This window comes from Marinobacterium iners (genome assembly GCF_017310015.1).
GTDB lineage: Bacteria > Pseudomonadota > Gammaproteobacteria > Pseudomonadales > Balneatricaceae > Marinobacterium > Marinobacterium iners.
In genome coordinates this window covers 714,531-737,224 of record NZ_CP022297.1, presented here as the reverse complement: position 1 = coordinate 737,224, position 22,694 = coordinate 714,531, and the positions used below count along the sequence as shown (strand labels likewise).

The window sequence follows — 22,694 nt, the reverse complement described above, 5'->3', positions numbered from 1 at the left end:
GGTCAGTCACCGTCACTGGAGTTAAAGCCCTTCACAATGCCCAGCTCTACCGCAACGCGATCATTGAGATGGATCGCCAATGCATCGATGCTGATGAACAGGGACTGCAATTGTGCATAGCCCTCATCGTTGTTCAGCAACGCTTTCATGCCAGGTGGCAACGCACGGGCTTTTTCCAGTGCCGTGGTCAACCGTTCACGGGTTTCCTGCAGCAACTCCGGTGCCGAACCTTTCAAGACCTGCTCAAGCCCGGGCATGAAGTAGTCGTTCAGCCCTTCCAGTGAGGCCTGAATAGTCGCCAGTGACTGCTCACTGCGCCAGGCATCGGCCAAAAAGTGCAACCGCCGATTGCTGCCATGCAACCCCATGGGCTCTCCAAGGCGCTTGTCACGAGTAATTTCCGTGGCGTGGATCGCCGATTTCACCATATCAGCGGTGTACGTGTCACGGGACTCAAAGTGAGGCTGAAACTGCTGCCAGTTTTGCGCCAGTGTTTCAGCATTGGCTTCAAGCTGATTACCAATAACAGATGATAAAGGACAGGCACTGCCCGGGCCGCTTTTGGCTTCATGCTCAAACAACAGATATTCCAGCGCCGGGAATCCTTTTACGGCCACCCCTTCGTTCGCCAGCGTCTCGGCCGTGACCGGTGTTTCGCTGCGCAGCAGCATCTGACTCTTACGGGCAATCAGATTTTTCTTGTCCGGCCAGAACTGCATCTGCCAGCCCATACTGTCCTGCTCGATCGGTCCAAACTCGACAAAACGAACGGCCTGCCAGGCCATGAATGCCTTTATCCACTGCTCTCGAACAGCCGACTGTCCCGCTGCATCAGGCATCGCACAATACTGATTCAGTGCTTCGGAGAGATGACCTGATGTAGCGGCCAGCCGGGCATATCCCTGTGACAGGTCTGCGTGCCAGCTCTGCAGAGGCGTTTGCGCATGCGCGGCAAGCGGTAATACTGCGGCAACAACCATACATGCCAGTTTTTTCATTACAGAGACTCCAGAAACCTGATCAGTGTCGCGCGCTGTTGCGCGTCTAGTGCCCGATATACCTCTTTTGCCGCCTGCGCCTCACCTCCGTGCCACAAAATGGCCTCCTCCAGAGTCCGAGCACGACTGTCGTGCAGGAAACCGGCTCGCGGGTTGATCAACTGTGCAAGCCCTACACCCCAAAGCGGTGCAGTGCGCCACTCCTGACCATTGGCCAGAAACTCGGGACGATTGTCAGCCAGCCCCGGTCCCATATCGTGCAGCAGAAGGTCGGTGTAGGGCCATATTTCCTGCCCACTCAGATCCGGTCGACCATTGACCTGACCCGTTACATACCGCGGTGTATGACAGGCTGCACAGCCCGCTTCATTAAACAACTTTGCTCCCTTCTGCACATCCATGTCATCCATGTCACGACGCTCCGGTACTGCCAGACTGGAGGCGTAGAAACCGACAAAGTTGGCGATCTTGTCGCTGACTTCGATATCGCCACCATTCGGAAAACGCTCACAGCCCTGCTCAGGCGTACAATCAGTATGAGGTGCCAGTGTCGATGTCAGCCCCATATCGCCGGCAAACGCACCCATGCTTTGCTGCATCACATTGGGCTCGGCCGCCTTCAGACCAAAACGCCCCAAGACGCCGCTGGTCTTGGTCGCCTTGTCCCAGACACGGTTGGCACGACCGGAAATACCGTTTCCATCCCGGTCATCCGGATCCTCTGCCGCCAGGATATCTTCTTCAGGAATAGCCTCAAGCAACCCCAGACCAATCATGGGAGGAGCAACACGGGGTGAAGTCAACAAGCCTTCCGGCAGTGGGCCGTAGCGGGGGTTCTCAATGGTAAAAACGGGCTCACGCAGTTTCACAACCGTACCGTCAGCCAGTTTTTCTTCTCGCTCTTTCCATTCCAGCAACAGATCGGCTTCGGGCTCCATACCCGGAATGGCGGCAGTTTGCAGCTGAGTACCGTATACCGGCGCGGGAATGAAGCCGTGTTGGCGGATGGCTTCGGCATTCTCATCCGGGTCGCCCAGCACCGCCAGGCGCAGGAATATGGAAACGGGCGGCTCACCCGGCTCATGCGGGTGGCCACGGCCATCCTTGATATGACAGCCCTGGCAGGAGTTGGTGTTGAACAGAGGACCAAGGCCATCACGGGCATCCGTGCTGGCCGGCGCGATCACCCAGGGGTTGCGAAAAAAACTGTTACCAACGCTGAAATTCAGCCTTTCGCTCATGGCCAGGTTGGCCTGCGGCAATGAATAGGCGTTGTGGTCAGATTGGGCCACACTGCCCTCGCCACCACTTTTCGGATTGGTTTGTATCGGATAGTCCGTCTGAGCCAGGCTGGACGAGGCCAGCGGCAGCATCAGGGCCAACAGTCCGCTGCGTAACATGTTCATTGTTGTCTTCTCACGGTGGTCAGCCGAGCATCCTTGCCCGGTCAAACGAAGGTTATTGCATTTGAAAGCCATGGCAGATGCCATGGCCTGAGTTCTCAGAAGCTGTGACCGGCGGTATCAGGCTCCAGCGAGGTGATCCCCAGTTTTCCAGCTACCTGCTCAATGCTGCCGGTCTGTTTAACCAGCGCCATGATCGCCGCATTGATGATCTCAGCGCCCTTTGCGTTGCCAGGAGCAATCATCATGTCAAACGGCATCGGCGCTTCACTGCTCTCGGCAGCGGCAACCATGACTTCAAGCGCCTGCATGCTGGAAGCCAGGTCAGACTTCACACGCGCATCAAGTTCAGCATCCTGAGCCGCAACCAGATCAGACAGGGACGGGCCATTCAGCTCTTCGCCACTGGTACTGACATAGCGCCCCAGGTAGACGTTCTGGATACCTTTGGCGTTGTAGTAATGAGAGTTGTGCGTGTTGTCACTGAAGCAGTCGTGCTCATCTTCATAGGAGTTGGCTTCAAGCGCCACTTTCATGCGCTCGCCAGCCAGCTCACCCAGCGACAGAGATCCCATGCCGAACAGCATGCGCCGTACAACTTCTGATGTATCAGCGGCCAGCAATTCGGCACGATAGTTATCCTGCGCACCCGGTGCCCACTGTGCAACCATCCACTCCAAGTCCTGAACCAACAGCTCGGATGCAGCCGTCAAGTACTGGCCACGGCGGTCACAATTGCCATTGGTGCAATTTTCGCCCTGCGCAAAGTCACTGGCGGAGCGCTCACCGGCGCCTACGGCAAAGCCGTTCAAATCCTGACCCCACAGCAGAAACTCGATGGCGTGATAGCCGCTGGCCACATTTGCCTCTGAACCGCCGATCTCGTTCAGATCCGCCAGCAACTGAGGCGTGATTTCACTGACATCGATGGTTTCACCGCCAACCTGGAGGCTTTCGCTGGCAATGATGTTGGCCAGAGCACCTTCGTTGCCCAGTTCATACTGGTAGTCAGCCTCTTTGACGTAATCGATCATGCCCTCATCCAGCGGCCAGGCGTTGAGCTGGCCTTCCCAGTCATCGACAACGGCATTGCCGAAGCGAAATACCTCAGACTGCTGATAGGCCACTCGTGCTTTCAACCATGCTTCACGAGCTGACTGAAGATTGGCTTCGGTCGGTGATGCCAACAGTTCTGCAATTGCCTGTTTCAGCGCCTGTACCGTGACCAATGAATCTTTATAAGTGGCATGGGCCAGATCCGCATAATGCACTGCCACCTGTCGTGGCGTGACTGCTTGTTGGCTCGCAACAGACTGCTCAACCGCCTGTGCGGGTTGGGTATTCACTGATACCTGCTCAGCTTCCGATTGGTTACAGGCCGTCAACACAACAGATGCGGATATGACCAGCGCAAGGGGTTTCCAGGTAAAGCGCGATGACATAAGACAAGCTCCCTCTGATCAATATTGATAATGAGATAGATTACTATTAACTATTGTCTGATTTATTGATCCTGAGCACAAGAGGTTGCAGTAAGACCACAAAGCGCTTCATGAAAATTTCATAGAGAATAGAGCCAGCGCCTTCTCATCAGGAGCGAAAGCGCCGCGCTTCAGCTGCGAGAGCGAATCCACTCAGTGCCGTGAGGCAGGGACACCTGGCTTGCCAAGCATAATCGATACCAGTCCAGCGCCTGCCAACACCCAACAGTAATGAATGTTGCCCGCAAGCAAGAGCGGCGACAGTCCAGCTATCGATCCAGCCAGCAGCACCTGAGCACCATATGGCAGCATGCCCTGAACGACACAGGAGAAAATATCCATCAAACTGGCACTGCGACGCGGGTCAACACCGTAGCGCTCGGCAATGTCCCGGGCCAGGCCACCAGAGATGATAATCGAGACCGTATTATTGGCAGTACAGATGTTAGTCAGCGCCACGGCGGCACTGATGCTGACCTCACCTGAGCGGCGATGTTTTTTGGGATCGCTGCTCTGGCGCGACAGCCTGTCAATCATGCTGGAGAGCCAGATCAGTCCTCCCTGAGACTTCATCAGAGCCCCCAAACCACCAATCAAGAGCGACAGGATCAGAATTTCCTGCATGCCGGTATAGCCCGCATAGATATCCTTGGACCACTGTGCGATTGAGTATCCATCCATCGCAAACAGCCCCACGCCGCCCGCCAGCAGAATCCCCACAAACAGTACAACCATGACATTCAACCCTGACAGTGCCAGCACCAGTACGGCCAGATAGGGCAACACGCGCAGCAGCTCATACTCACCCGGCGCCTCCACCCGGGCACTGCTGCCCTGAATATAGAGCCAGACCAGTGTCAGCAATGCTGCCGGCAAGGCAATTTTGAAGTTGAGTCGAAACTTGTCCTTCATTTCACAGCCTTGAGTACGGGTCGCGGCGATGGTGGTATCGGAGATGATCGACAGGTTATCGCCAAACATGGCCCCTCCGACTACGGTACCGATCGCCAGCAGCAATGACAGGTCAGTCGCTTCCGCAACACCCACCGCAATGGGAGCGACTGCGGCAATCGTACCCATAGACGTTCCCATGGATGTGGCGATAAAGGCGGTAATGACGAACAGCCCGGGCAGTACAAACTGGGGCGGGATGATACTCAGGCCAAAATTAACGGTGGCATCCACACCACCCACTGCCTTGGCCACACTGGCAAAGGCACCCGCGAGCAGAAAGATCAGTGCCATCGTAATGATCGTGTGCTCTCCCACACCGCTGATAAACGTCTCGATACGCTCATTCAGCCTTCCCTTTTGCAGGATCAGCGCCAGGACAATGGCAGGCAGAATCGCTACGGGAGCCGAGATCTGGTAGAAGGCGAAATCAACACCGGCAGACTGGTAGTAGAGACCACTGCCAATAAACAGCGCAAGGAACAGGCCCAGCGGCAACAGAGCCAAAGGCGATTGTCGAATCATCGGTCATCATCCGTTCTGGGTTACGGCGATCAGCCGCAACGTTCTTCCGTTCAGTCTGGTACACCGACACGAAAGCGGAAAGAGGAAGTACACGGGATCACTGCCGACGGTTCATGGAGCCTGCAGTTGCGTGCGTGGAAACGCGCAATTCTGTCACAACAAGCATAAAAACTGAACAGCTTATAACCATCACTCGATATTGACGATCCAGTCTGGCCCCAGTTGCTGCATCTGACGCAATACCCAGTCAGTACGCTGGCGCACATGACGCGAAGGCGGCTGAGCCGAATAGACCCAGGGGTTGGGCAGTATCGCCGCCAGCCGTGCAGCCTCATTTCGGCTCAGCCGCTGTACCGGCTTGTCAAACCAGTACTCACTGGCCGCTCCGACCCCGTACACACCGGGCGCGAACTCGACAATATTGAGATAGACCTCCAGCGTACGACGCTTGCCCCATATCTGCTCCAGCAGCAGTGCCAGCGGCAACTCAAGCCCCTTGCGGGTCCAGTCACGCCCCGGCCAAAGAAACAGGTTCTTGGCGGTTTGCTGAGTCAGAGTGCTGGCCCCGCGCAGAGTATCGCCCGCCATCGCATCGCGTATTGCCTGCTCCAGCTCCTTGAAATCCACCCCCCCATGCAGGGGAAAACGCTGATCCTCGGCCGCCACCACCGCCAGCTGCATGTGCAACGGTATGGCATCCAGGTCCATCCATTGGTGGCTGTAGCGATCGGGGTAGCCTTCAGGTGTGGTGATACCACGCCAGATCATCCAGGACCAGAACGGCGGGTCCACATAACGCAGCGCCACTGTCACAACCGCGGTTACAATCAACCATACCAGCAGGGCACGCCAAAGCACTCGCCACAGGGGACGAAGCAGATAACGGGATAAAAATGAAGGGTTGGAAGCGGCCACATGAAGTCCTGTCTGATAATGCGTCTATTGCAGCAAAATCAGACCGGAATGTCAGCCGCCTTCTGCAGACACTGATACCAGTAGTTGACCATGGCCGGGTCAGCCTGACTGACCTGCACCGGCGCGAATAGCGGTTTGGCACCCGCCTGCTGCAGTTGACCGGCAACCGACAGACCGAAGGCACAGAACTGTGGATAACTGCGATCCCCCAGCGCCAGCACGGCAAAGGGCAGGTCCACATAGCGCTTGAGGTCATCGTTGGTTGGCCAGCGATCCCCTGTGCGCGGGGCATCACCCTGGCCAGTGGTACTGGCGACCAGCAGCAGCGCCTTGGCGGGCAGCGACTGATCCGCCAACCGGTTGAGCTCGGTCAGGGCTGCAGTGCAGCCCTGTTTGCCCAGTCGCTTGCGCATCTGCTGTGCCAGCTGGCGGGCGGTGCCGGTTTCAGTGGCATAGGCGATCAGGTAGTCCGCTTCACCACTGACAGCCGGTTGCTGCCGCTGCCTGCGCACCTTTGCCCACCACAACAGCAGGGCGTAGGCCGACAGCACCAGCGTTGCCAGCCACTGCCGGCCCGAGCCAAGGTCCTCCATCTGCCAGACCAGCGCCGTGGTCAGCGCCAGCAGTGCAAGAATCAGTTTGCCTGCATGCCTCAAAGCGGCAGCACCTCCAGAGTAGCGCTGTAGCTCAGACGACGCTTGGCGCCTTCAAGCAGCTTGCTGTCCCGCTCTGCCTCAACTTCCAGCCAGTACATGCCCGGCTCGCTGAATTCCAGATTGACCTGACCCTTGGCATCGGATTTCACAATGATCTCTTCAACCTGATCACGATAACGGATGCCGTGACGGATCAGGGTGACTTCGAGATCAGCCGCCGGCTCACCATCGAGCAAAAAGCGAAACTCCACCGGTTCGCCAGTAAACAGATCATTCGGATGGGTTACCGGCACCAACTCGATGCCCTGACCGCTGGTTTTGAAGTTGGCATCGGTCGGGGCGCCCTTGGTGACAAACACCTGCATGCGACTATCGATTTCACTCAGGCGCAGATCTTCCGCTTCAGCCGGAATCTGGCTGATTTCGTCTACACTGCCACGCCAGCGTTTCATCTCACCTTCCAGTTTGTAACGACCAAACACGCCCTGGTTGCGGTTTTGCAGAGTGTAAGTACCCTCTTCTGCCAACTCCACATCAAATACCGAACGGTATTTCCCAGTAGCCTGATTCTGCGCTTCAACCAATTTACCACTCGGCGACAGAATCTCCAGATTGTTCAGCTGCAGAGGGTGGTGTTCAAAATAGAACAGATTGTTGGAGATGGCGCCGTCTACGGTGACCCAGGCGTTTTCGCCAGACAGGACGGTCGCGGAGGGCAGCATCCAGGCACGATGCGCCTGAGCTTCGATGGAAGCGCCCATGCCCAGGGCCAGCAGTGAACAGGCAGCCAGTTGTTTCAGATTCATTGTATTCTCCTTGTTTGAATGGGGACGGTTACACGAGCGCAATCACTCAAAACCGCTGCTATCAGGGCTTGAGTGAGAGGGTTACACGACCCAACTCATGTTCGCCGTTCTGAGTCTGCTCGCTGGCGGCCGCAACCGGCCAGGTGAACGGGAGCTTGAGCAGCTCACGGCCACCCACTTCACGGGCCGCTTCCACCACCAGCTGATAGTCACCTGGCTTCATGGCCACCAGCCCTGCATGCTCATCACCAAAGGTCAGCGAGTGGGTGCCCACCGGGCGGGTTGCGCCCGAAAGGCCATCCACCGGAAACTCCAGCTGACGGCCGCTGCGACGCCACCACTGGCGCAAGTCCTTGAGCCATTTGGTGCCTTCGTTGTCTTTCAGCTCCAGGTCGTACCAGACCGCCAAATCGGTCTGATGCCGCCCCTTGTCGGTTTCGATCCAGATCGCTACATAGGGCCGGTGGTATTCCGCCACCTGCAGCGCCGGTATCTCCACATCCAGTTTCAATTCAGCGGCCATGGCGGTTGAACTGCCCACAGCCAGCAGCGCAGCCGCTGCCGTTGTTTTCCATTGCATAAACGCTCCTCGATCAAGATGCACAGTCAATGCACCAGCAATATGGCAAGCAGCAGCGGCACCATGACACCCAGCCCCGTAATCGGCCAGACACTGATCCGCTCCCGCGCATGTAAATAGAGAACCCCAAGCCCCGTCAGGCAGAACACGATGCACAGTACGGCGAAGAGGTCGATGAACCAGCTCCAGGCGGTGCCGGTATTACGCCCCTTGTGCAGGTCATTCAGATAGGAGATCCAGCCACGATCGGTGGATTCATACAGCAGCTCGCCGGATTCGAAATCCACACTAAGCCATGCATCACCGCCGGGACGCGGCAGCGATACGTAAAGTTCATAGTCGGACCATTCAGGCTGGGCGTTACCCAAACCTATGCCCTCCTTCCCCAGCCAGCGACGCAGGTCACCGGGCAGATTTGCCGGAGAAGCGTCAGTCCGCGATGACAGAGACTCAATCAGTTCGGGCGGGAGCCGGGCCTCAACGGTCTCAACCACCGGCGTCGCCGGAATCTGCCCGGCATGATTGAGGGTGATACCAGTGAACGCAAACAGCAGCATGCCAAAAAGCGCCAGCGCCGAGCTGATCCAGTGCCAAGTCATCAAACGGCGCAGCCAGCGGCTGCGAGCTTGAGCATTCCCTTGCGCGCCTTCAGAGACACGCTCCATTTCAGTTTGATCAACACTCATCACGCTTTGTGTTGCCCCATTCATTACCACGACCCCATCACCGGCAGAGCGCAAAAGACTATAACAATTCTCAATCACCATCAACGAATGATAATGATTATCAGTGTAAAGTTTTGTATCCTGCCACTGCGTTATTGGGGAAACCGCGGGAACAAAACAAATTTAATCTAAATGATAATGATTCTTTTTATTGACGTTTTTATTTTTGGTTGCTAGATTCCCTCCCACTTGAACACCCGTGTCAGGTTCGCTGTATATAAAACCAATTAGAAATGAGAAAAGGATAGAGACGTGAGGAAGTCACATTACCGCACTGCTGCAATCGCCTTGAGTGCCGCCATCTCTGCATCCATCCATGCGGAAGAAGCCGTCAAGCTGGATACCATGGTGATCAGTGCCGCTGGTATCGAGCAGAAACTCACAGATGCACCTGCATCCATCACCGTAATCACCCGTGAAGAGCTGGACAAAAAACCCTATATCACTCTGCTGGATGCAGTGCGTGAAGTAGAGGGTATCGATGTGGGTGAAACTACTGACAAAACCGGCCAGGGTGGCATCAGTATTCGTGGCATGGGGGCTGATTACACTCTGATCCTGATCGACGGCAAGCGTCAGAACAACGTGGGTGACATCTATCCGAACAACTTTGGCGGCAACCAGTTCAACCACATCCCGCCCAAGGAGATGATCGAGCGCATCGAAATCATCCGTGGCCCGGCCTCAACTTTGTATGGAGCCGACGCACTGGGTGGCGTCATCAACATCATCACCAAACGCAACAGTACCGAGTGGCACGGTTCGGTTTCACACAGCCGTACCCATCAGACCAACGACGACTTCGGCAATGACACCACAACCGATTTCGCCGTAAGTGGCCCATTGATTCAGGACACTCTCAATATCGGCATTCGCGGCAGCCTGTATGAGCGTGATGCTTCAGAGCCCAATTTTGCTGAGATTGTTGACCCGAACGGTAACCCGGTACCGCGTGAGCTGGGCTATGGCGCTGGCGGCAAAACCACCGAGAATGAAAATCATAACCTTGGTATCCGGCTGGATTTCAAGCCGGCGGATAATCAGAATCTGAGCTTTGATTACGAGACATCCGAGCAAACCTACGACAACAAACCATCCGATGGTGCAAACCCTCTTGGCACCACTGACAGCGTTAACCGTTTGCCGCGTGCAGGTTACGCCCTGGAGCAGCAGTTCAGCCGTGATCAGTTTTCCGTACGCCATGAGGGTGACTGGGCCTTTGGCCACTCAGATATCACCTTGCACCATGTTGCCACCAGCAATGATGGTCGCACTCTGCCACTGACAGCAACAGAAAGACTGCAATATGACCAGATGGTGGCTGACGGTGCGACGGATGCCGAGATAGAAGCGGCATTGCTGCCTCGCCCCAAACGAGCACTGGAAACCCGCCAGACCACTCTGGATGTCAAACTGGACTCACAAATCGGTGATCACTGGCTGGTATATGGCGGTCAGTACATTGATGCCGAAATGGAAGATGGCACGTTTGGCATGAATGGCAGCGGTTTTGCCAATGGCAGCGTACAGGAACACAAGCAGTGGTCACTTTTTGCCGAAGACAACTGGGGGATGACTGATGCCTTCACTCTGACCGGCGGTGTCCGCTATGACCACCACAATATTTTTGGTGGTCATATCAGCCCTCGCGTCTATGCCAACTGGAATCTGACACCCGAGTGGACTCTGAAAGGCGGCGTCAGCACAGGCTATAAAGCCCCCAAGGCAAGCGATCTGTATAACGGCATCACCGGTTTTGGTGGTCAGGGTACACGCCCCTTCCATGGTACGCCGGACCTGCAGCCTGAAACGAGCGTCAACAGCGAGTTGGCGATCTACTACTCACATCCGGAAGGCCACAACTTTAACGCCACCATATTCTCGAACAAGTTCAAGGACAAGATCGAGAGTGGTGATGGTATCTACCACTGCGATGACCCAGCCGCTAACACTGGCAACTGTGCCAACCTGGCACCGGAATGGAATCGGGTGCTGGGCGATGGTTACACCTTCAGTCAGCTGATCAACATCGACAGTGCCAAAATTGACGGCATTGAGTTGGCGGGTAAATATCAGCTGACCCCCACACTATACCTGCGCGCCAACTATACCTACACCGATGCGCGCATCACCAGCGGTGCCAACGAAGGTCAGCCTCTGAGTGGCACAGCCAAACACATGGCCAACGCAACACTGAACTGGCAGGCAACACCGCAATTCAGCACCTACCTTACCGCTGAAATGCGTTCAGAGCGCTTCACCAGTACGCCACGCGGCTGGTCATCTGACGTGGATTACCCGGAATTCTACAAGGACTACACCATCTTTCATCTGGGTGCGAGCTACAACGTGACGAAAAACTTCACGGTCAACGCACGCATCAACAACCTGCTGGATGAAGATTTCACCAGCTACCAGACCATTTTCACAACAGAAGATGGCGGTGCAACCTGGGATCCCAACTACATCGACGACTACAACGTGAAAGCGAAATCACGCAACTTCTGGCTCTCCGCCAACTACCGCTTCTGACCAGAAGCAACCCTCATTCATTTGGCGCTCCTTGTGGGCGCCTTTTTTATGCACCGAACTACAATGCAATGACGCCCACTGCCTGCAAAAAGATCACCAGGATAATCACCGGTACCAGATAGCGCATGAGCCGCAACCAGATACGCAACACCCCTTTGCGTGCACCCAACTCTTCAGCCGTATGTTCCGGCTTCATAACCCAGGCTGTGAACAACGCCATGCACAAAGCTCCCAGTGGCAGCATCCAGCCAGAGGTAAGATAATCCAGCGCCTCAAAAAATGTCTTTCCGGCCAGGGTCCAGTCGGCACCGATATTGAAGGAAAATACTGTACCCAGGCTCAACAACCAGATGCCCCCGCCACCGAGCAGGCAGGCTTTAAGCCGCGACATGCCACGCTTTTCTGTCAGCCAGGCAATGGCCGGCTCAATCAAGGAGAATGCCGAGGTAAGTGCCGCTACCGACAGCATGACGAAGAACAAGGTACCAAACAGCGTGCCAAACGGCATCTGACCAAAAGCGATTGGCAGGGTTACGAAAATCAGCCCAGGACCACCTGCCGGTTCGAGACCATGCGCGAATACAATCGGAAAAATCGCCATGCCCGCCAGCAGCGCAGCCGCTGTATCCAGTATGGCAATCAGGATGGAGGTGCGCACAATCGACACCGACTTGGGCAGGTAGGAGCCGTACACCATCATCGCACCACCGCCGATGCTCAGGGTAAAAAAGGCATGCCCCAGCGCCAGTAAAATGCCGGAGGCGCTGAGCTTGCTGAAATCGGGGCTGAACATGAAGGCGGCCGCTTGTGCAAAGTGACCACTGCTGGCGGCAAAGCCCACCAAGATAACCAGAAACAGGAACAGCAGCGGCATCAACAGATTAGCAGCCTTTTCCAGACCACTGCGCACACCCCGTCCGACGATCCCCAGCGTCAACACCAATACCAGCGTACCCCAGCCAATCAATACCCACGGGTTGTGCAGATGCGCATCAAATTGCTGCCCGATTTCAGCTGGCTGCAGCTGGGCAAATACACCACTGGCGGTCAAAGGGATATAGGCCAGGGCCCAGCCAGCTACCACCACATAGAAGCTGAGCAACAGAAAGCCGGTCAACACGCCCAACCGGCCGACGTTTTTCCACAGTGGGCTGGCACCTGCCTCCTGTGCCAGAGCCGCCATGGAGTTGACCGGATTCTGCTGACCGCGCCGACCGATCAGTACTTCGGCCATCAGCAGTGGCAGCCCCAATACAGCGATACATGCCAGATAGACCAGCACAAAGGCACCGCCGCCATTTTCACCAGCGATATAGGGAAATTTCCAGATATTGCCCAGCCCGACCGCTGCACCGGCAGCGGCCAGCACGAAGGCAAGACGGGTGGACCATTGCTGTGCGGGCATTCGCCCGGCAGAGGGGTTCGATATGTTGTTCATGACAGGATTCCGCTTGGATCAGCGGGATATCCTGCCATAAAAGCAATGCGTTTTCTGCCGCTTAACTACGGCTCTGTACCTGCTCCAGATAATTCAGCCAGCTCTTCGCCTGATCACGGGTACCATTGTACGCACTGGCACGTTCAAAGCTGGAACGCGCCAGTTCATATTCAGCGCGGTTGATATCGGCGATTCCGCGCAGCAAGAGCAGCTCAGCCGCATCCGGCTTAAGCGCAACGGCCTTATCAATGCTGCGCTTCATGTCACTCCAGCGCTTGAGCTGCAGCTCCAGGTAGGCCAGCTGACGCCAGGTGTCATAATCCGGCTTGCGCTCGGCGATGCGCTGCAGGGTCTTGCGCCCCTGCTCATAGAGCTTAGCATCCAGCTGTGCCTGAGCCAGCAGGCGCTGGTGCTTGAGGGTATCACGCACAGTGCCCGCTCGCAGGGACTGCTGCAACACTTCGGCGGCGCGTTGAGGGACACCCTGCTGCATCATCAACTGCACCAGCCAGATATACTGTCGTTCTTTCTGCAGATGGCCACCAATCCAGGCGGCACGCAGCGTTGCCAACGCATCAGCGTGACGCTCACGAATCTGATATACACTGGCCAGCTGCTCCCAGTACTGAGACTTCTGTGGATAACGTTCAGTCAGCAGTTCCAATACAGCTGTCGCGCCCTGCCACTGCTTAAGCTGGAAGTGTGCCGCCAGCTGCAGACGATACCAGTCTTCGGGGGCACGGCCTTTAATTCTGATTGCGGTCTTGATGGGATCAACGACTTTTTGCCATTGCTCCTGTTGCGAATAGCCCTGTGCAAGCAATAGATAGTCATCGGCACGAATTTCACTGTCTGCCATCCCGGCCGCACGCACCAGTTGCATCCAGTGCTCCAGAGACGCGGTACCCTTCTTCCATTGATCCAGTGTTAACTGCAATTGAGCCACCGTGTGCAGCAACCGGCGCTGATCCTGTTCGGTCAGTGCCTTCAGCTCCCAGGCGGCCTTAAACTGCTTCAGCGCTTCGGCCTCACGTTTCTGCTGAAGTGCCAGGTTACCGCGAAACTGATGCATATAGGCTTTGCCTGGTGGGCTCAGATCCTGCTGCGCAAGCTTGTCCAGCACCTCGGTCGCCTTGGCGAACTGTTCTTGTGCCATCGCCTGCTGCGCTGCATTCAGCTGCTGCAGCACAAAAGGAGATATGTTCACCGTTTCGGCCCGGACAGCACCGGTCAAACTCAGCAATAACAGTAACGGCAACAGGATGATCGTGCGCTTCATGCGATTACTCCAACTTGAATTCCAGACGCTGACGGGTTCGGAACGGCACGGCCTGCCCCCCTTCAGTCAACGGATTGAAGCGCCAACGCAATAGCGCGCGCTCAACGGCACTGTCAAACATGCCCGGCGGTGAAGACTCGACTATTTCAAACGAGTCAGCGACGACATGCCCGGAGCGATCCACCGTAAATTCGGCGACAACGAACCCTTCTATGCGACGCGTCAAGGCACGCCGCGGGTATTGCGGATTCATTCGTGAAACCGGCGTAGCATTGAGGTTCATGCTGATACCCGGCGAAGGCGCCGGTGCCGCAACAGCCTGGGCAGCCGACAGATTCGCTGCAGCATTGATGCGAATATTCATATCCAGGCTGGGCGTTGGCATATCCAGCGCAACCGTTGGCATATTGATCGCCGCCGTCTGCTGTATGGCGGGCGGTTGTGGTGTCTCCGGCTGCTGTATCACGGGCTCGGGTGGCGGCAGCGATTCCCGCTGGCGCAGTTGTACCTCGGAATCCAGCTTTAGCCGGTGAAGGTTGATGTTTGTATGATCCGTCATTACCGGTGGTTCACTGCGACCGATACCGGCAAGATGCGCCATCAACATAAACAGCAACAGGCTGACCAGCACAGCCCCTGGCAGGAACAACAGCGCTCGCATCAACCCTTACCCTCGCGGGTGGCGACTGCAACCTGCTCAATACCGGACAGTTTCACCTGATCCATGACCTGTACCAGCAAACCGGTTTTAGCGTCCTTGTCCGCCTGAATCATCACACCCAGATCGGGCTGCTCCACCTTGAGCCGCTCCAGTGTGGGTCGAATCATACGGATATCCACCGGCTGACGATCCAGCCAGACTTCATCCTGCGCCGTAATTGCCAGCATCACGCCCTGGCTTTCCTGCACTTCAGACGTATCCGACACCGGACGTTCAATCTCGACCCCGGCCTCTCGTACAAAACTGGTCGAAACAATAAAGAAAATCAGCATGATGAACACGATATCCAGCATCGGCGTCATGTCGATTTCGGCATCATTTTCCAACATTTCCAGATTGAGTCGTTGCCTCATCCTCTGGCTCCTGTGATATCAAGACGGGTACGTTGCAGTTGGCTCCAGCGGGCAAGACGGTTCCACAGCAGCAGTCCACTGACGGCCATTACCATGCCTGCCAGCGTTGGCAGGGTCGCACGAGCCACACCAGCGGCCATAAGACGCGGATTACCGGTACCGTTCAAGGCCAGGGTGTCAAACAGGTGGATCATGCCGGTCACGGTACCGAGGAGCCCGATCAGCGGACACAGCGCTATCAAGGTTCGGATCAACGGCAATGCCCCCTGAAGATCCAGAAGCAGGTCCGCTCGCTCAAGGCCTCGCAGTGCGCCGGGCTGTTGCTTACGGTAGGCACGGATACGGCGCGGGAAATCGATCCAGCGAAACCAGAGCCGCTCCAGTAAAAGCGTCCACAGCAGCAGGCTGACCAGCAGCAGCGCCCAAAGCACAGGACCACCCGCCTTGAAAAAGCCCTCCAGTGCTGCCTGATACTGGGACAGATCAGGCAGCATGGCGCGCCTCGTCCGCATCACTGAGATTTGCACGCTGCGTGGCCAGCAAGGCCAGCCCCTTCTGCTGCAGCAGCTGCAGCAGGCGACGGCTGCGTGCAGCCAGCAGGCTATGACAGAACAGCAGCGGTATCGCCACACACAGCCCCAGCACTGTGGTCATCAGCGCCTGGGAAATGCCACCAGCCATCAGTTTGGGATCACCGGTTCCGAACAGAGTGATGCTCTGGAAGGTGCCGATCATACCGGTTACGGTGCCCAGCAGGCCCAGCAGTGGCGCAACGGCCGCGACCAGTTTCAGCAGAGTCAGGCCACGCTCAAGAATGGGGGCTTCCTTGAGAAGCGCCTCATCAACTCTCAATTCGGTTTCATCAGTCGTACGGCCCGATTCTCCCGCCTGCATCACTCGGCCCAATGGATTATTGCTATGCGCCTGCTGCGGCTGGCGCAGCTGTTTGCGTACACTCAACTCGACTGTGATCGTGGTCATCAGTTTCCAAAGCGCAACCAGCAGACCAATGCCGCCCAGCGACAGAATGATGTAACCCACCAGCCCGCCCTGTGCGATGCGCGCCTTCAGATCAGGGGTTTGTGCCAGCAACGCCAACAGATTGCCGCGACTGGGGTCGACTACCACCACATTGCCCTGCCCAGCCATAAAATCACGGGCCTGCGTGATCACGCCACTGTCTGGCTGCACCGGCAACTGCTGCAACACACCATTTTCATAGTTCAGATAGTGGCCTTCAGATGTCAGGGCCGTGAACGGACCAATCCTCAACACATTTGTTTCGGCGCGACTGCCATCAGGCTTCACCACCGAAGCTGTGAAGGGGGCAACTTCTCCCGTAGCGGTCATTTCCTGCTGCAGCAGGAACCAGAGTCCCTCCAGCTCGGCCAGCAAAGGAATACGCTTGAGCTCGGCGAAGGCCAATAGCTCATCACGCTGGGGATATTCTGCCGTGATCAAGGAGTCAGACAGCTGTCCCTGAAGTTCCTGTGCCTGCTGCTTGACCACACCAAACACCTCACCCAGCTGTCCGCTGCGCATGCGCAGGGCTTCGCCCTGCTCAGTTAACGCATCCTCATTGGCCTGAAATTCGGCCTTCAATCTTTCCTGCTCGGCTTCGGCCGCCGCCAGTCGCTTCCTTGCATCATTCAGCAGGGCCAACTGGCGATTATGATCACCCTGAAATGCCTGCAAGCGCTCGGCATCCTGACTGCGATCCCGAGATACATCTGAACGAATCTGCTGCAGCAATTTCTGCAATTCATCGGCCTGAGCCGGCACACTTAATATGATGGCACATGCCACGAGCGCGATCTTCATGACCTGTTTCACAGTGAACCTCCTGTCAGCTCAAGCGGCAGTTCCAACAACTCAGGTACAGACTGCTGACGCGCAACGCTGATCGCTTTGCGAATCGACCAGTTGTGCGATGCATCCATGACTTCCCAGCCATCTTCGGCTTTGCTCCAGCGACCACTCTCTTCACCATTCAACGTCTGGTAGTACAGCCCCACACGCCCCAGTCGCAGGAAGGTTACCTCTCGCTCCGACCCATTCTGGCTCAGCGACCCGGTCCAGGCTTCCAGCGTACGGCCATACTCGGCTTCGATTTGATAGGCTTCAAGAATCTGGCGATATTTCTCCGCCAAACTGACATCGGCCCGATCCATCAAACGTGCCAGCCTCTCCGTCCGTTGCTGGCGCTCTTCAAGCAGGAACGGCAGGTCAGCCGCGACGAACTGTTCCAGCATGGCCTGCATGCGAACCAGAAGAGGCAGCGTAGCCTGCTCGGTTTCAGCCAGTGACACCAGCTGCTCTTCAATATCGACAAGTTCACGGGACTGATCGTCAATCATGCGTGACAACTGCCGGTTGTAGGCTTCCACCAGATCGGCCTGACGCAGGATCGCACTGTACTCTTCGTAGTTTTCCCGAGTCTGGCGATCCAGCTGATCGATGTTACGCTGTACCTGTGCGCCTTCACGATGACTCTGTTGCAGTGTCTGCTGCGCCTGATCGAGTGGTCCTGCCTGGACCAGCAGCGACACTGAGCAGCCTAGTGCAAGCAAAGCGGCCTTACTGTGTATGGACTGCATGATTAACCCAATATGTAATTTTAATGAAAACGATTCGCATTATTTAATCTATTGTTTTGAAATGCAACCCTGAATTGGTATTGAAGCTCAGATACCTTGGTGTCGAATCGTCAGACCCAACAACAAAAAACCCGCCGAAGCGGGTTTTTTGTTACAGCGTATTCTTGCTATACCACAGCATCACACCGCCTTGTGGGCGATGATGTCCTTCCACTTGGCCGGACCGGTGGTGTGTACGGATTCGCCTGAAGTATCCACGGCCACAGTGACCGGCATATCCTTCACTTCAAACTCGTAGATCGCTTCCATACCCAGTTCCGGGAAGGCAATCACATCGGCATGGGTAATCGCCTTGGATACCAGGTAAGCTGCACCACCAACTGCCATAAGGTAGACGGCCTGGTTGTCCTTGATCGCGTCGATGGCGATCGGGCCGCGCTCGGACTTGCCGATCATGCCCAACAGGCCTGTGCTTTCCAGGATCTGACGGGTGAACTTGTCCATACGGGTAGAGGTAGTCGGGCCAGCCGGGCCGACCACTTCATCACGCACCGGATCAACCGGGCCCACGTAGTAGATGAAGCGACCTTTCAGATCCACCGGCAGCTCTTCGCCGTTGTTCAACATTTCAACCATGCGTTTGTGCGCGGCGTCGCGACCGGTCAGCATCTTGCCGTTCAGCAGGATGGTCTCACCGACTTTCCACTCTTTCACCGCTTCCGGGGTGATCTCGTCCAGATTGACACGACGGGTATTGGCGCCGACTTCGAAGGTCACTTCCGGCCAGTCATCCAGGCTAGGCGGCGTCAGTACGGCCGGGCCGTTGCCGTTCAGGGTGAAGTGGGTGTGGCGGGTAGCGGCACAGTTCGGGATCATGCACACTGGCAAAGACGCCGCGTGAGTCGGGTAATCCATGATCTTGACGTCGAGAATGGTGGTCAGACCGCCCAATCCCTGAGCGCCAATGCCCAGGGCGTTGACCGCGTCCATGATTTCCAGGCGCAGCTCTTCGATACGGTTCTGCGGGCCACGCTCGCGCAGTTCGTGAATATCGATCGGGTCCATCAGCGACTCTTTCGCCATCACAGCCGCCTTCTCGGCGGTACCGCCAATACCGATGCCCAGCATACCCGGCGGACACCAGCCGGCACCCATGGTCGGTACAGTCTTGACGATCCAGTCCACGATGCTGTCGGATGGGTTGAGCATCGCCATCTTGGACTTGTTCTCGGAACCACCGCCCTTGGCCGCCACGTGTACTTCCACTTCGTCGCCTTCAACGATTTCGTAGTGGATTACCGCCGGGGTGTTGTCCTTGGTGTTCTGACGCTTGCCAGCCGGATCAGCCAGGATAGAGGCGCGCAGCACGTTATCCGGGTGCATGTAGGCGCGACGTACGCCTTCGTTGACCATGTCGGTCACGGACATTTTGGCGTCCCACTGAACGTTCATGCCCACTTTCAGGAATACGGTAACGATACCTGTGTCCTGACACAGCGGACGGTGGCCCTCGGCACACATGCGTGAGTTGATCAGGATCTGCGCCATGGCGTCTTTTGCCGCCGGGTTTTCCTCTTTCAGATAGGCTTCGTGCACACCCTGCACAAAATCGATCGGGTGGTAGTAGGAAATGAACTGCAGCGCATCGGCGATGCTGCTGATGAAATCATCCTGGCGAATAACGCTCATTGACGACTCTCCAATCTGGCTGGTTTGGGTTCACTGAGGTCGGGCCAGTCCAAAGACCGGCAGAATCTGGGGCCGCATTATACACCAAATTGGCCCCTTAACTTCTCGGGTATTGGTATTAGAACAGGGGCGGCAGCGGGTTGATCAGCGCTACACAAAACAACAGACCAAAGCCCAACAACAGTCGTGCCGTGGCAGGCGTCAGCGGAGCCCGCCGTTCAGCGGGTGCATTGAGCAGGCAAACCGGCTTAAGTGTCAGAAGCAGACTCGGCAGCAGCCAGAAGGCACCGGGCAGCAGCCCCAGTGCCAACAGCAATGCCAGCAGCAGGTAGGCCAGCGCCAGCAGTACGCAGTAAAGCCGCACCGAGAAATGATAGCCAGCTCTGACTGTCAATGTATTGTGACCGTCGCGCTGATCGGTTTCGTAATCTCTCAGCTCATTACTCAACAACAGCAGAGAGACCAGCAAACTCACCGGCAGCGATTGCAGCACCAGTCCAGCCGTCACGGATGCACCTAACGCAACGGCACTGCCGCTGATCATCAGCACACCCATCAACCAGAACACCAGCACCACACCAAGCCCTCGACTCTTGTAGTTGACCGGCTTCAGGGTATAGCCCAAAGCACCTGCCAGCCCCAGCACACAGAGCAACAGGAAGCTTAGACCTCTGAGGCTGACAAAATAGAGCGCGATGGCACTGGCCAGCAGGAAGCAGGCCATGCCCAATCGAAAATGCCGCTGCACTGCCTGTATCTGCCACTCACTACCCGGCTTCCGTCGCAACAGCGGCAGATCACTGTAGTCATTGATCAGGTTCACGCCAGCCTGCAGCAGCACGCCACCGACCAGTACCAGCACTGCCTGCAGCGAGTTGAATTGCCCCTGCTGCCAGGCCAGCAGCAGGCCGATCGAGCAGGTGACAAGCGCGACCGGGAAGGTAAACGGGCGCACCGCACCGATGAAGGTATATTTGTCAGGAGTTTTCATTCAGGCCAGCTGCCCAACAAGGGTTATTCAAAAAAATGGGGAGCATTGGCTCCCCACTGGATTGCGTGCGAGTCAGTGTGTATCAGCCACGCGCTGGCGCGTTGGGCAGGTCACGCATTAGCAGCGCATAGGTCATATCGGTATCGAAATCAACCGGAATACGCATGCGATGGCCGGAACCCGGTGCCACCTCTGCCGCCTGACCTTTCTTGTCCAGCATCTCCTGCAACACAAAGCGCTTGTTGCCGGCCGGGGTCATCAGCTCCAGAGTGTCGCCCTTCTTGAAGTGGTTTTTAACATCCACTTCAATGAAGCCGGTTTGGGCATCATGGCCGATGATCTCGCCCACAAACTGCTGATGCACGCCAACGGAGTTGCCGGTTTCATAGTTCTGGTACTCGTCATGCACATGACGACGATAGAAGCCTTCGGTATAGCCACGATTGGCCAGGTTTTCCAGCGTATCCATCAGGCTCATGTCGAACGGCTTGCCTGCTACAGCATCATCGATCGCCTTGCGGTAGGCCTGGGCCGTACGCGCCACATAGTAATGCGACTTGGTCCGACCTTCGATCTTGAGCGAGTCCACGCCCATCTCGGCCAGCTTGTGTACATGCTGGATGGCACGCAGATCCTTGGAGTTCATGATGTAGGTACCGTGCTCATCCTCGAACGCCGGCATGTATTCGCCGGGTCGAGTCTCTTCCTGCAGCAGGAAGATGCGATCGGTCGGCTTACCCTCACCCAGTGCTGGTTGTGTTTCGTCAGCCCGTGCGTTGGGATCAAAGGACTGTACCGGCACCACATCACCGGATTCGTCTTCCTTCGCTTCGTGCGCGTCGTACTTCCAACGACAGGTGTTGGTACAGGTACCCTGGTTGGGGTCACGGTGATTGATGTAGCCGGACAGCAGACAGCGACCGGAGTAGGCGATGCAGAGCGAGCCGTGCACGAACACTTCCAGCTCCATCTCGGGACACTGCTGACGGATCTCGGCAACCTCGTCCAGTGACAGCTCACGCGACAGGATGATGCGCTCGATGCCGGCCCGATGCCAGAACTTCACCGAAGCCCAGTTCATTGTATTGGACTGAACTGACAGATGGATCGGCAGATCCGGGTACTTGTCCTTCACCATCATGATCAGACCGGGGTCGGACATGATCAGGGCATCCGGCCCCATCGCAATGACCGGGTCCAGGTCCTTCATGTAGGTCTTGAGCTTGGAGTTGTGCGGCATGATGTTGCTGGCAACAAAGAATTTCTTGCCCATTTCATGCGCAATACGAATCCCTTCGGCCAGATTGTCGTGCGTAAAATCGTTGTTACGCACCCGCAGGCTGTAGCGGGGCTGGCCCGCATAAACCGCATCGGCCCCGTAGGCAAATGCATACTTCATGTTTTTCAGTGTCCCGGCTGGGGACAGCAGTTCAGGTGTTCGCATAGAGTCTGTGTAATCTGAGTAGTTATAGGGCCTGGTTGCAGGCAGACAGGTGAACCTCAAACAGGGGTGTGTAAATGGAGCCACGCTCACCCGGGCGGCTCTGAAACAGCACCACTGAATCCGCCGGCGTGGTCAGTCCCGGTTGTGGCCAGCAGTCGGGCACTTCGAACCGGTTACTGGCCGGCAAACGAGCCAGCGTAATATGAGGTTTGAAATCGCGTTCATCATACCGAATTCCAGCTTCCTTGGCGATCTCGACCATCTGCCGGTGCAGCGCCATCAATGGCTCGCTTTCGCTCGTCAACGCTGCCAGCACGGCCAGACGCGGATTGGCCTTGTAATAAGCCAACCGATCCAGTTGCACCATAAAGCTTCCCTGCTGCTTAAGCCTCTCACGGCAAAGCTGCTCCAACTCGGTAACCTGATCCAGTGTCACTTCACCTGTAAAACAGAGTGTCAGATGATAGTTGGCCGAGTCGACCCAGTGGGCATCCAGGCCTCGATCATAGGCACAGAGCGTATCGGCACAGTCGGACAGCGGCCGTGCAATTCGCTCGGGTACCGGCAACGCAAAAAATGTTCTCAGATTCATGTCGTATGGCTGCACACG

21 protein-coding genes are annotated in these 22,694 nt (G+C 56.5%); 1 reads left to right on the top strand and 20 read right to left on the bottom strand.

The window, feature by feature from the left end; all coding sequences use genetic code 11:
* Positions 1-2: 2 nt before the first annotated feature.
* The 9 genes from CFI10_RS03605 to CFI10_RS03565 all read right to left on the bottom strand — a co-directional run bounded on the left by CFI10_RS03605 (position 3) and on the right by CFI10_RS03565 (position 9,001).
* Positions 3-998, bottom strand: a complete 996-nt coding sequence (locus CFI10_RS03605; protein ID WP_206839433.1) for an imelysin family protein — start codon at positions 996-998, stop codon at positions 3-5.
* A complete protein-coding gene (locus tag CFI10_RS03600) occupies positions 998-2,404 on the bottom strand; it encodes a di-heme oxidoreductase family protein (RefSeq protein ID WP_206839430.1) in 1,407 nt (468 codons plus the stop codon). The genes CFI10_RS03605 and CFI10_RS03600 overlap by 1 nt, the downstream gene beginning before the upstream one ends.
* Before the next feature lie 95 nt (positions 2,405-2,499).
* On the bottom strand, positions 2,500-3,843 hold the full coding sequence (locus CFI10_RS03595; RefSeq protein WP_206839428.1) for an imelysin family protein: 1,344 nt from the start codon (positions 3,841-3,843) through the stop codon (positions 2,500-2,502).
* A 192-nt stretch (positions 3,844-4,035) separates the two neighbouring features.
* Entirely contained in the window at positions 4,036-5,358 is a 1,323-nt protein-coding gene (locus tag CFI10_RS03590; protein ID WP_206839426.1) for a Na+/H+ antiporter NhaC family protein, read from the bottom strand.
* Between the two features lie 189 nt (positions 5,359-5,547).
* The gene (gene mtgA, locus CFI10_RS03585) at positions 5,548-6,273 is read right to left on the bottom strand and encodes a monofunctional biosynthetic peptidoglycan transglycosylase (protein WP_206839424.1); all 726 of its coding nucleotides are present in this window, start codon (positions 6,271-6,273) and stop codon (positions 5,548-5,550) included.
* 38 nt (positions 6,274-6,311) lie between these two features.
* A complete protein-coding gene (locus CFI10_RS03580) occupies positions 6,312-6,929 on the bottom strand; it encodes a flavodoxin domain-containing protein (RefSeq protein ID WP_206839422.1) in 618 nt (205 codons plus the stop codon).
* Positions 6,926-7,735 (bottom strand): DUF4198 domain-containing protein, encoded by an 810-nt coding sequence (locus tag CFI10_RS03575; protein WP_091821615.1) that lies wholly within the window; start codon positions 7,733-7,735, stop codon positions 6,926-6,928. Before CFI10_RS03575 ends, CFI10_RS03580 begins: the two co-directional genes overlap by 4 nt.
* Positions 7,736-7,796: 61 nt before the next feature.
* A complete protein-coding gene (locus tag CFI10_RS03570; protein WP_091821618.1) occupies positions 7,797-8,315 on the bottom strand; it encodes a DUF2271 domain-containing protein in 519 nt (172 codons plus the stop codon).
* 26 nt (positions 8,316-8,341) lie between these two features.
* Complete coding sequence (locus CFI10_RS03565) at positions 8,342-9,001, bottom strand: PepSY-associated TM helix domain-containing protein (protein ID WP_206839421.1); 660 nt, start codon at positions 8,999-9,001, stop codon at positions 8,342-8,344.
* A gap of 291 nt (positions 9,002-9,292) precedes the next feature.
* Between CFI10_RS03565 and CFI10_RS03560 the strand changes: the two genes are divergently transcribed.
* Complete coding sequence (locus CFI10_RS03560) at positions 9,293-11,572, top strand: TonB-dependent receptor domain-containing protein (RefSeq protein ID WP_242530094.1); 2,280 nt, start codon at positions 9,293-9,295, stop codon at positions 11,570-11,572.
* A 58-nt stretch (positions 11,573-11,630) separates the two neighbouring features.
* Here the strand turns inward: CFI10_RS03560 and CFI10_RS03555 are convergent, their stop codons facing one another.
* From CFI10_RS03555 to thpR, 11 genes are all read right to left on the bottom strand, one after another.
* Positions 11,631-13,010: a sodium-dependent transporter gene (locus CFI10_RS03555; RefSeq protein ID WP_206839419.1), complete on the bottom strand. Its 1,380-nt coding sequence runs from the start codon at positions 13,008-13,010 to the stop codon at positions 11,631-11,633.
* 61 nt (positions 13,011-13,071) lie between these two features.
* Positions 13,072-14,289: a tetratricopeptide repeat protein gene (locus CFI10_RS03550; RefSeq protein ID WP_206839417.1), complete on the bottom strand. Its 1,218-nt coding sequence runs from the start codon at positions 14,287-14,289 to the stop codon at positions 13,072-13,074.
* Positions 14,290-14,293: 4 nt separating this feature from the next.
* On the bottom strand, positions 14,294-14,950 hold the full coding sequence (locus CFI10_RS03545; RefSeq protein ID WP_206839414.1) for an energy transducer TonB: 657 nt from the start codon (positions 14,948-14,950) through the stop codon (positions 14,294-14,296).
* Positions 14,950-15,363, bottom strand: a complete 414-nt coding sequence (locus CFI10_RS03540; RefSeq protein ID WP_091821634.1) for an ExbD/TolR family protein — start codon at positions 15,361-15,363, stop codon at positions 14,950-14,952. The genes CFI10_RS03545 and CFI10_RS03540 overlap by 1 nt, the downstream gene beginning before the upstream one ends.
* Complete coding sequence (locus tag CFI10_RS03535) at positions 15,360-15,857, bottom strand: MotA/TolQ/ExbB proton channel family protein (protein ID WP_091821637.1); 498 nt, start codon at positions 15,855-15,857, stop codon at positions 15,360-15,362. Before CFI10_RS03535 ends, CFI10_RS03540 begins: the two co-directional genes overlap by 4 nt.
* The gene (locus tag CFI10_RS03530) at positions 15,847-17,196 is read right to left on the bottom strand and encodes a MotA/TolQ/ExbB proton channel family protein (protein ID WP_242530093.1); all 1,350 of its coding nucleotides are present in this window, start codon (positions 17,194-17,196) and stop codon (positions 15,847-15,849) included. The genes CFI10_RS03535 and CFI10_RS03530 overlap by 11 nt, the downstream gene beginning before the upstream one ends.
* On the bottom strand, positions 17,193-17,960 hold the full coding sequence (locus tag CFI10_RS03525; RefSeq protein WP_091821641.1) for a DUF3450 domain-containing protein: 768 nt from the start codon (positions 17,958-17,960) through the stop codon (positions 17,193-17,195). The genes CFI10_RS03530 and CFI10_RS03525 overlap by 4 nt, the downstream gene beginning before the upstream one ends.
* A gap of 180 nt (positions 17,961-18,140) precedes the next feature.
* Positions 18,141-19,649, bottom strand: coding sequence for a fumarate hydratase (locus CFI10_RS03520; protein ID WP_091821644.1), 1,509 nt, complete (start codon positions 19,647-19,649; stop codon positions 18,141-18,143).
* Positions 19,650-19,767: 118 nt separating this feature from the next.
* Positions 19,768-20,640, bottom strand: coding sequence for a prenyltransferase (locus tag CFI10_RS03515; protein WP_206839410.1), 873 nt, complete (start codon positions 20,638-20,640; stop codon positions 19,768-19,770).
* 82 nt (positions 20,641-20,722) lie between these two features.
* Entirely contained in the window at positions 20,723-22,084 is a 1,362-nt protein-coding gene (gene trhP, locus CFI10_RS03510; RefSeq protein WP_091821649.1) for a prephenate-dependent tRNA uridine(34) hydroxylase TrhP, read from the bottom strand.
* A 22-nt stretch (positions 22,085-22,106) separates the two neighbouring features.
* Positions 22,107-22,676, bottom strand: a complete 570-nt coding sequence (gene thpR / locus CFI10_RS03505) for an RNA 2',3'-cyclic phosphodiesterase (RefSeq protein WP_091822825.1) — start codon at positions 22,674-22,676, stop codon at positions 22,107-22,109.
* Between the last annotated feature and the right edge of the window lie 18 nt (positions 22,677-22,694).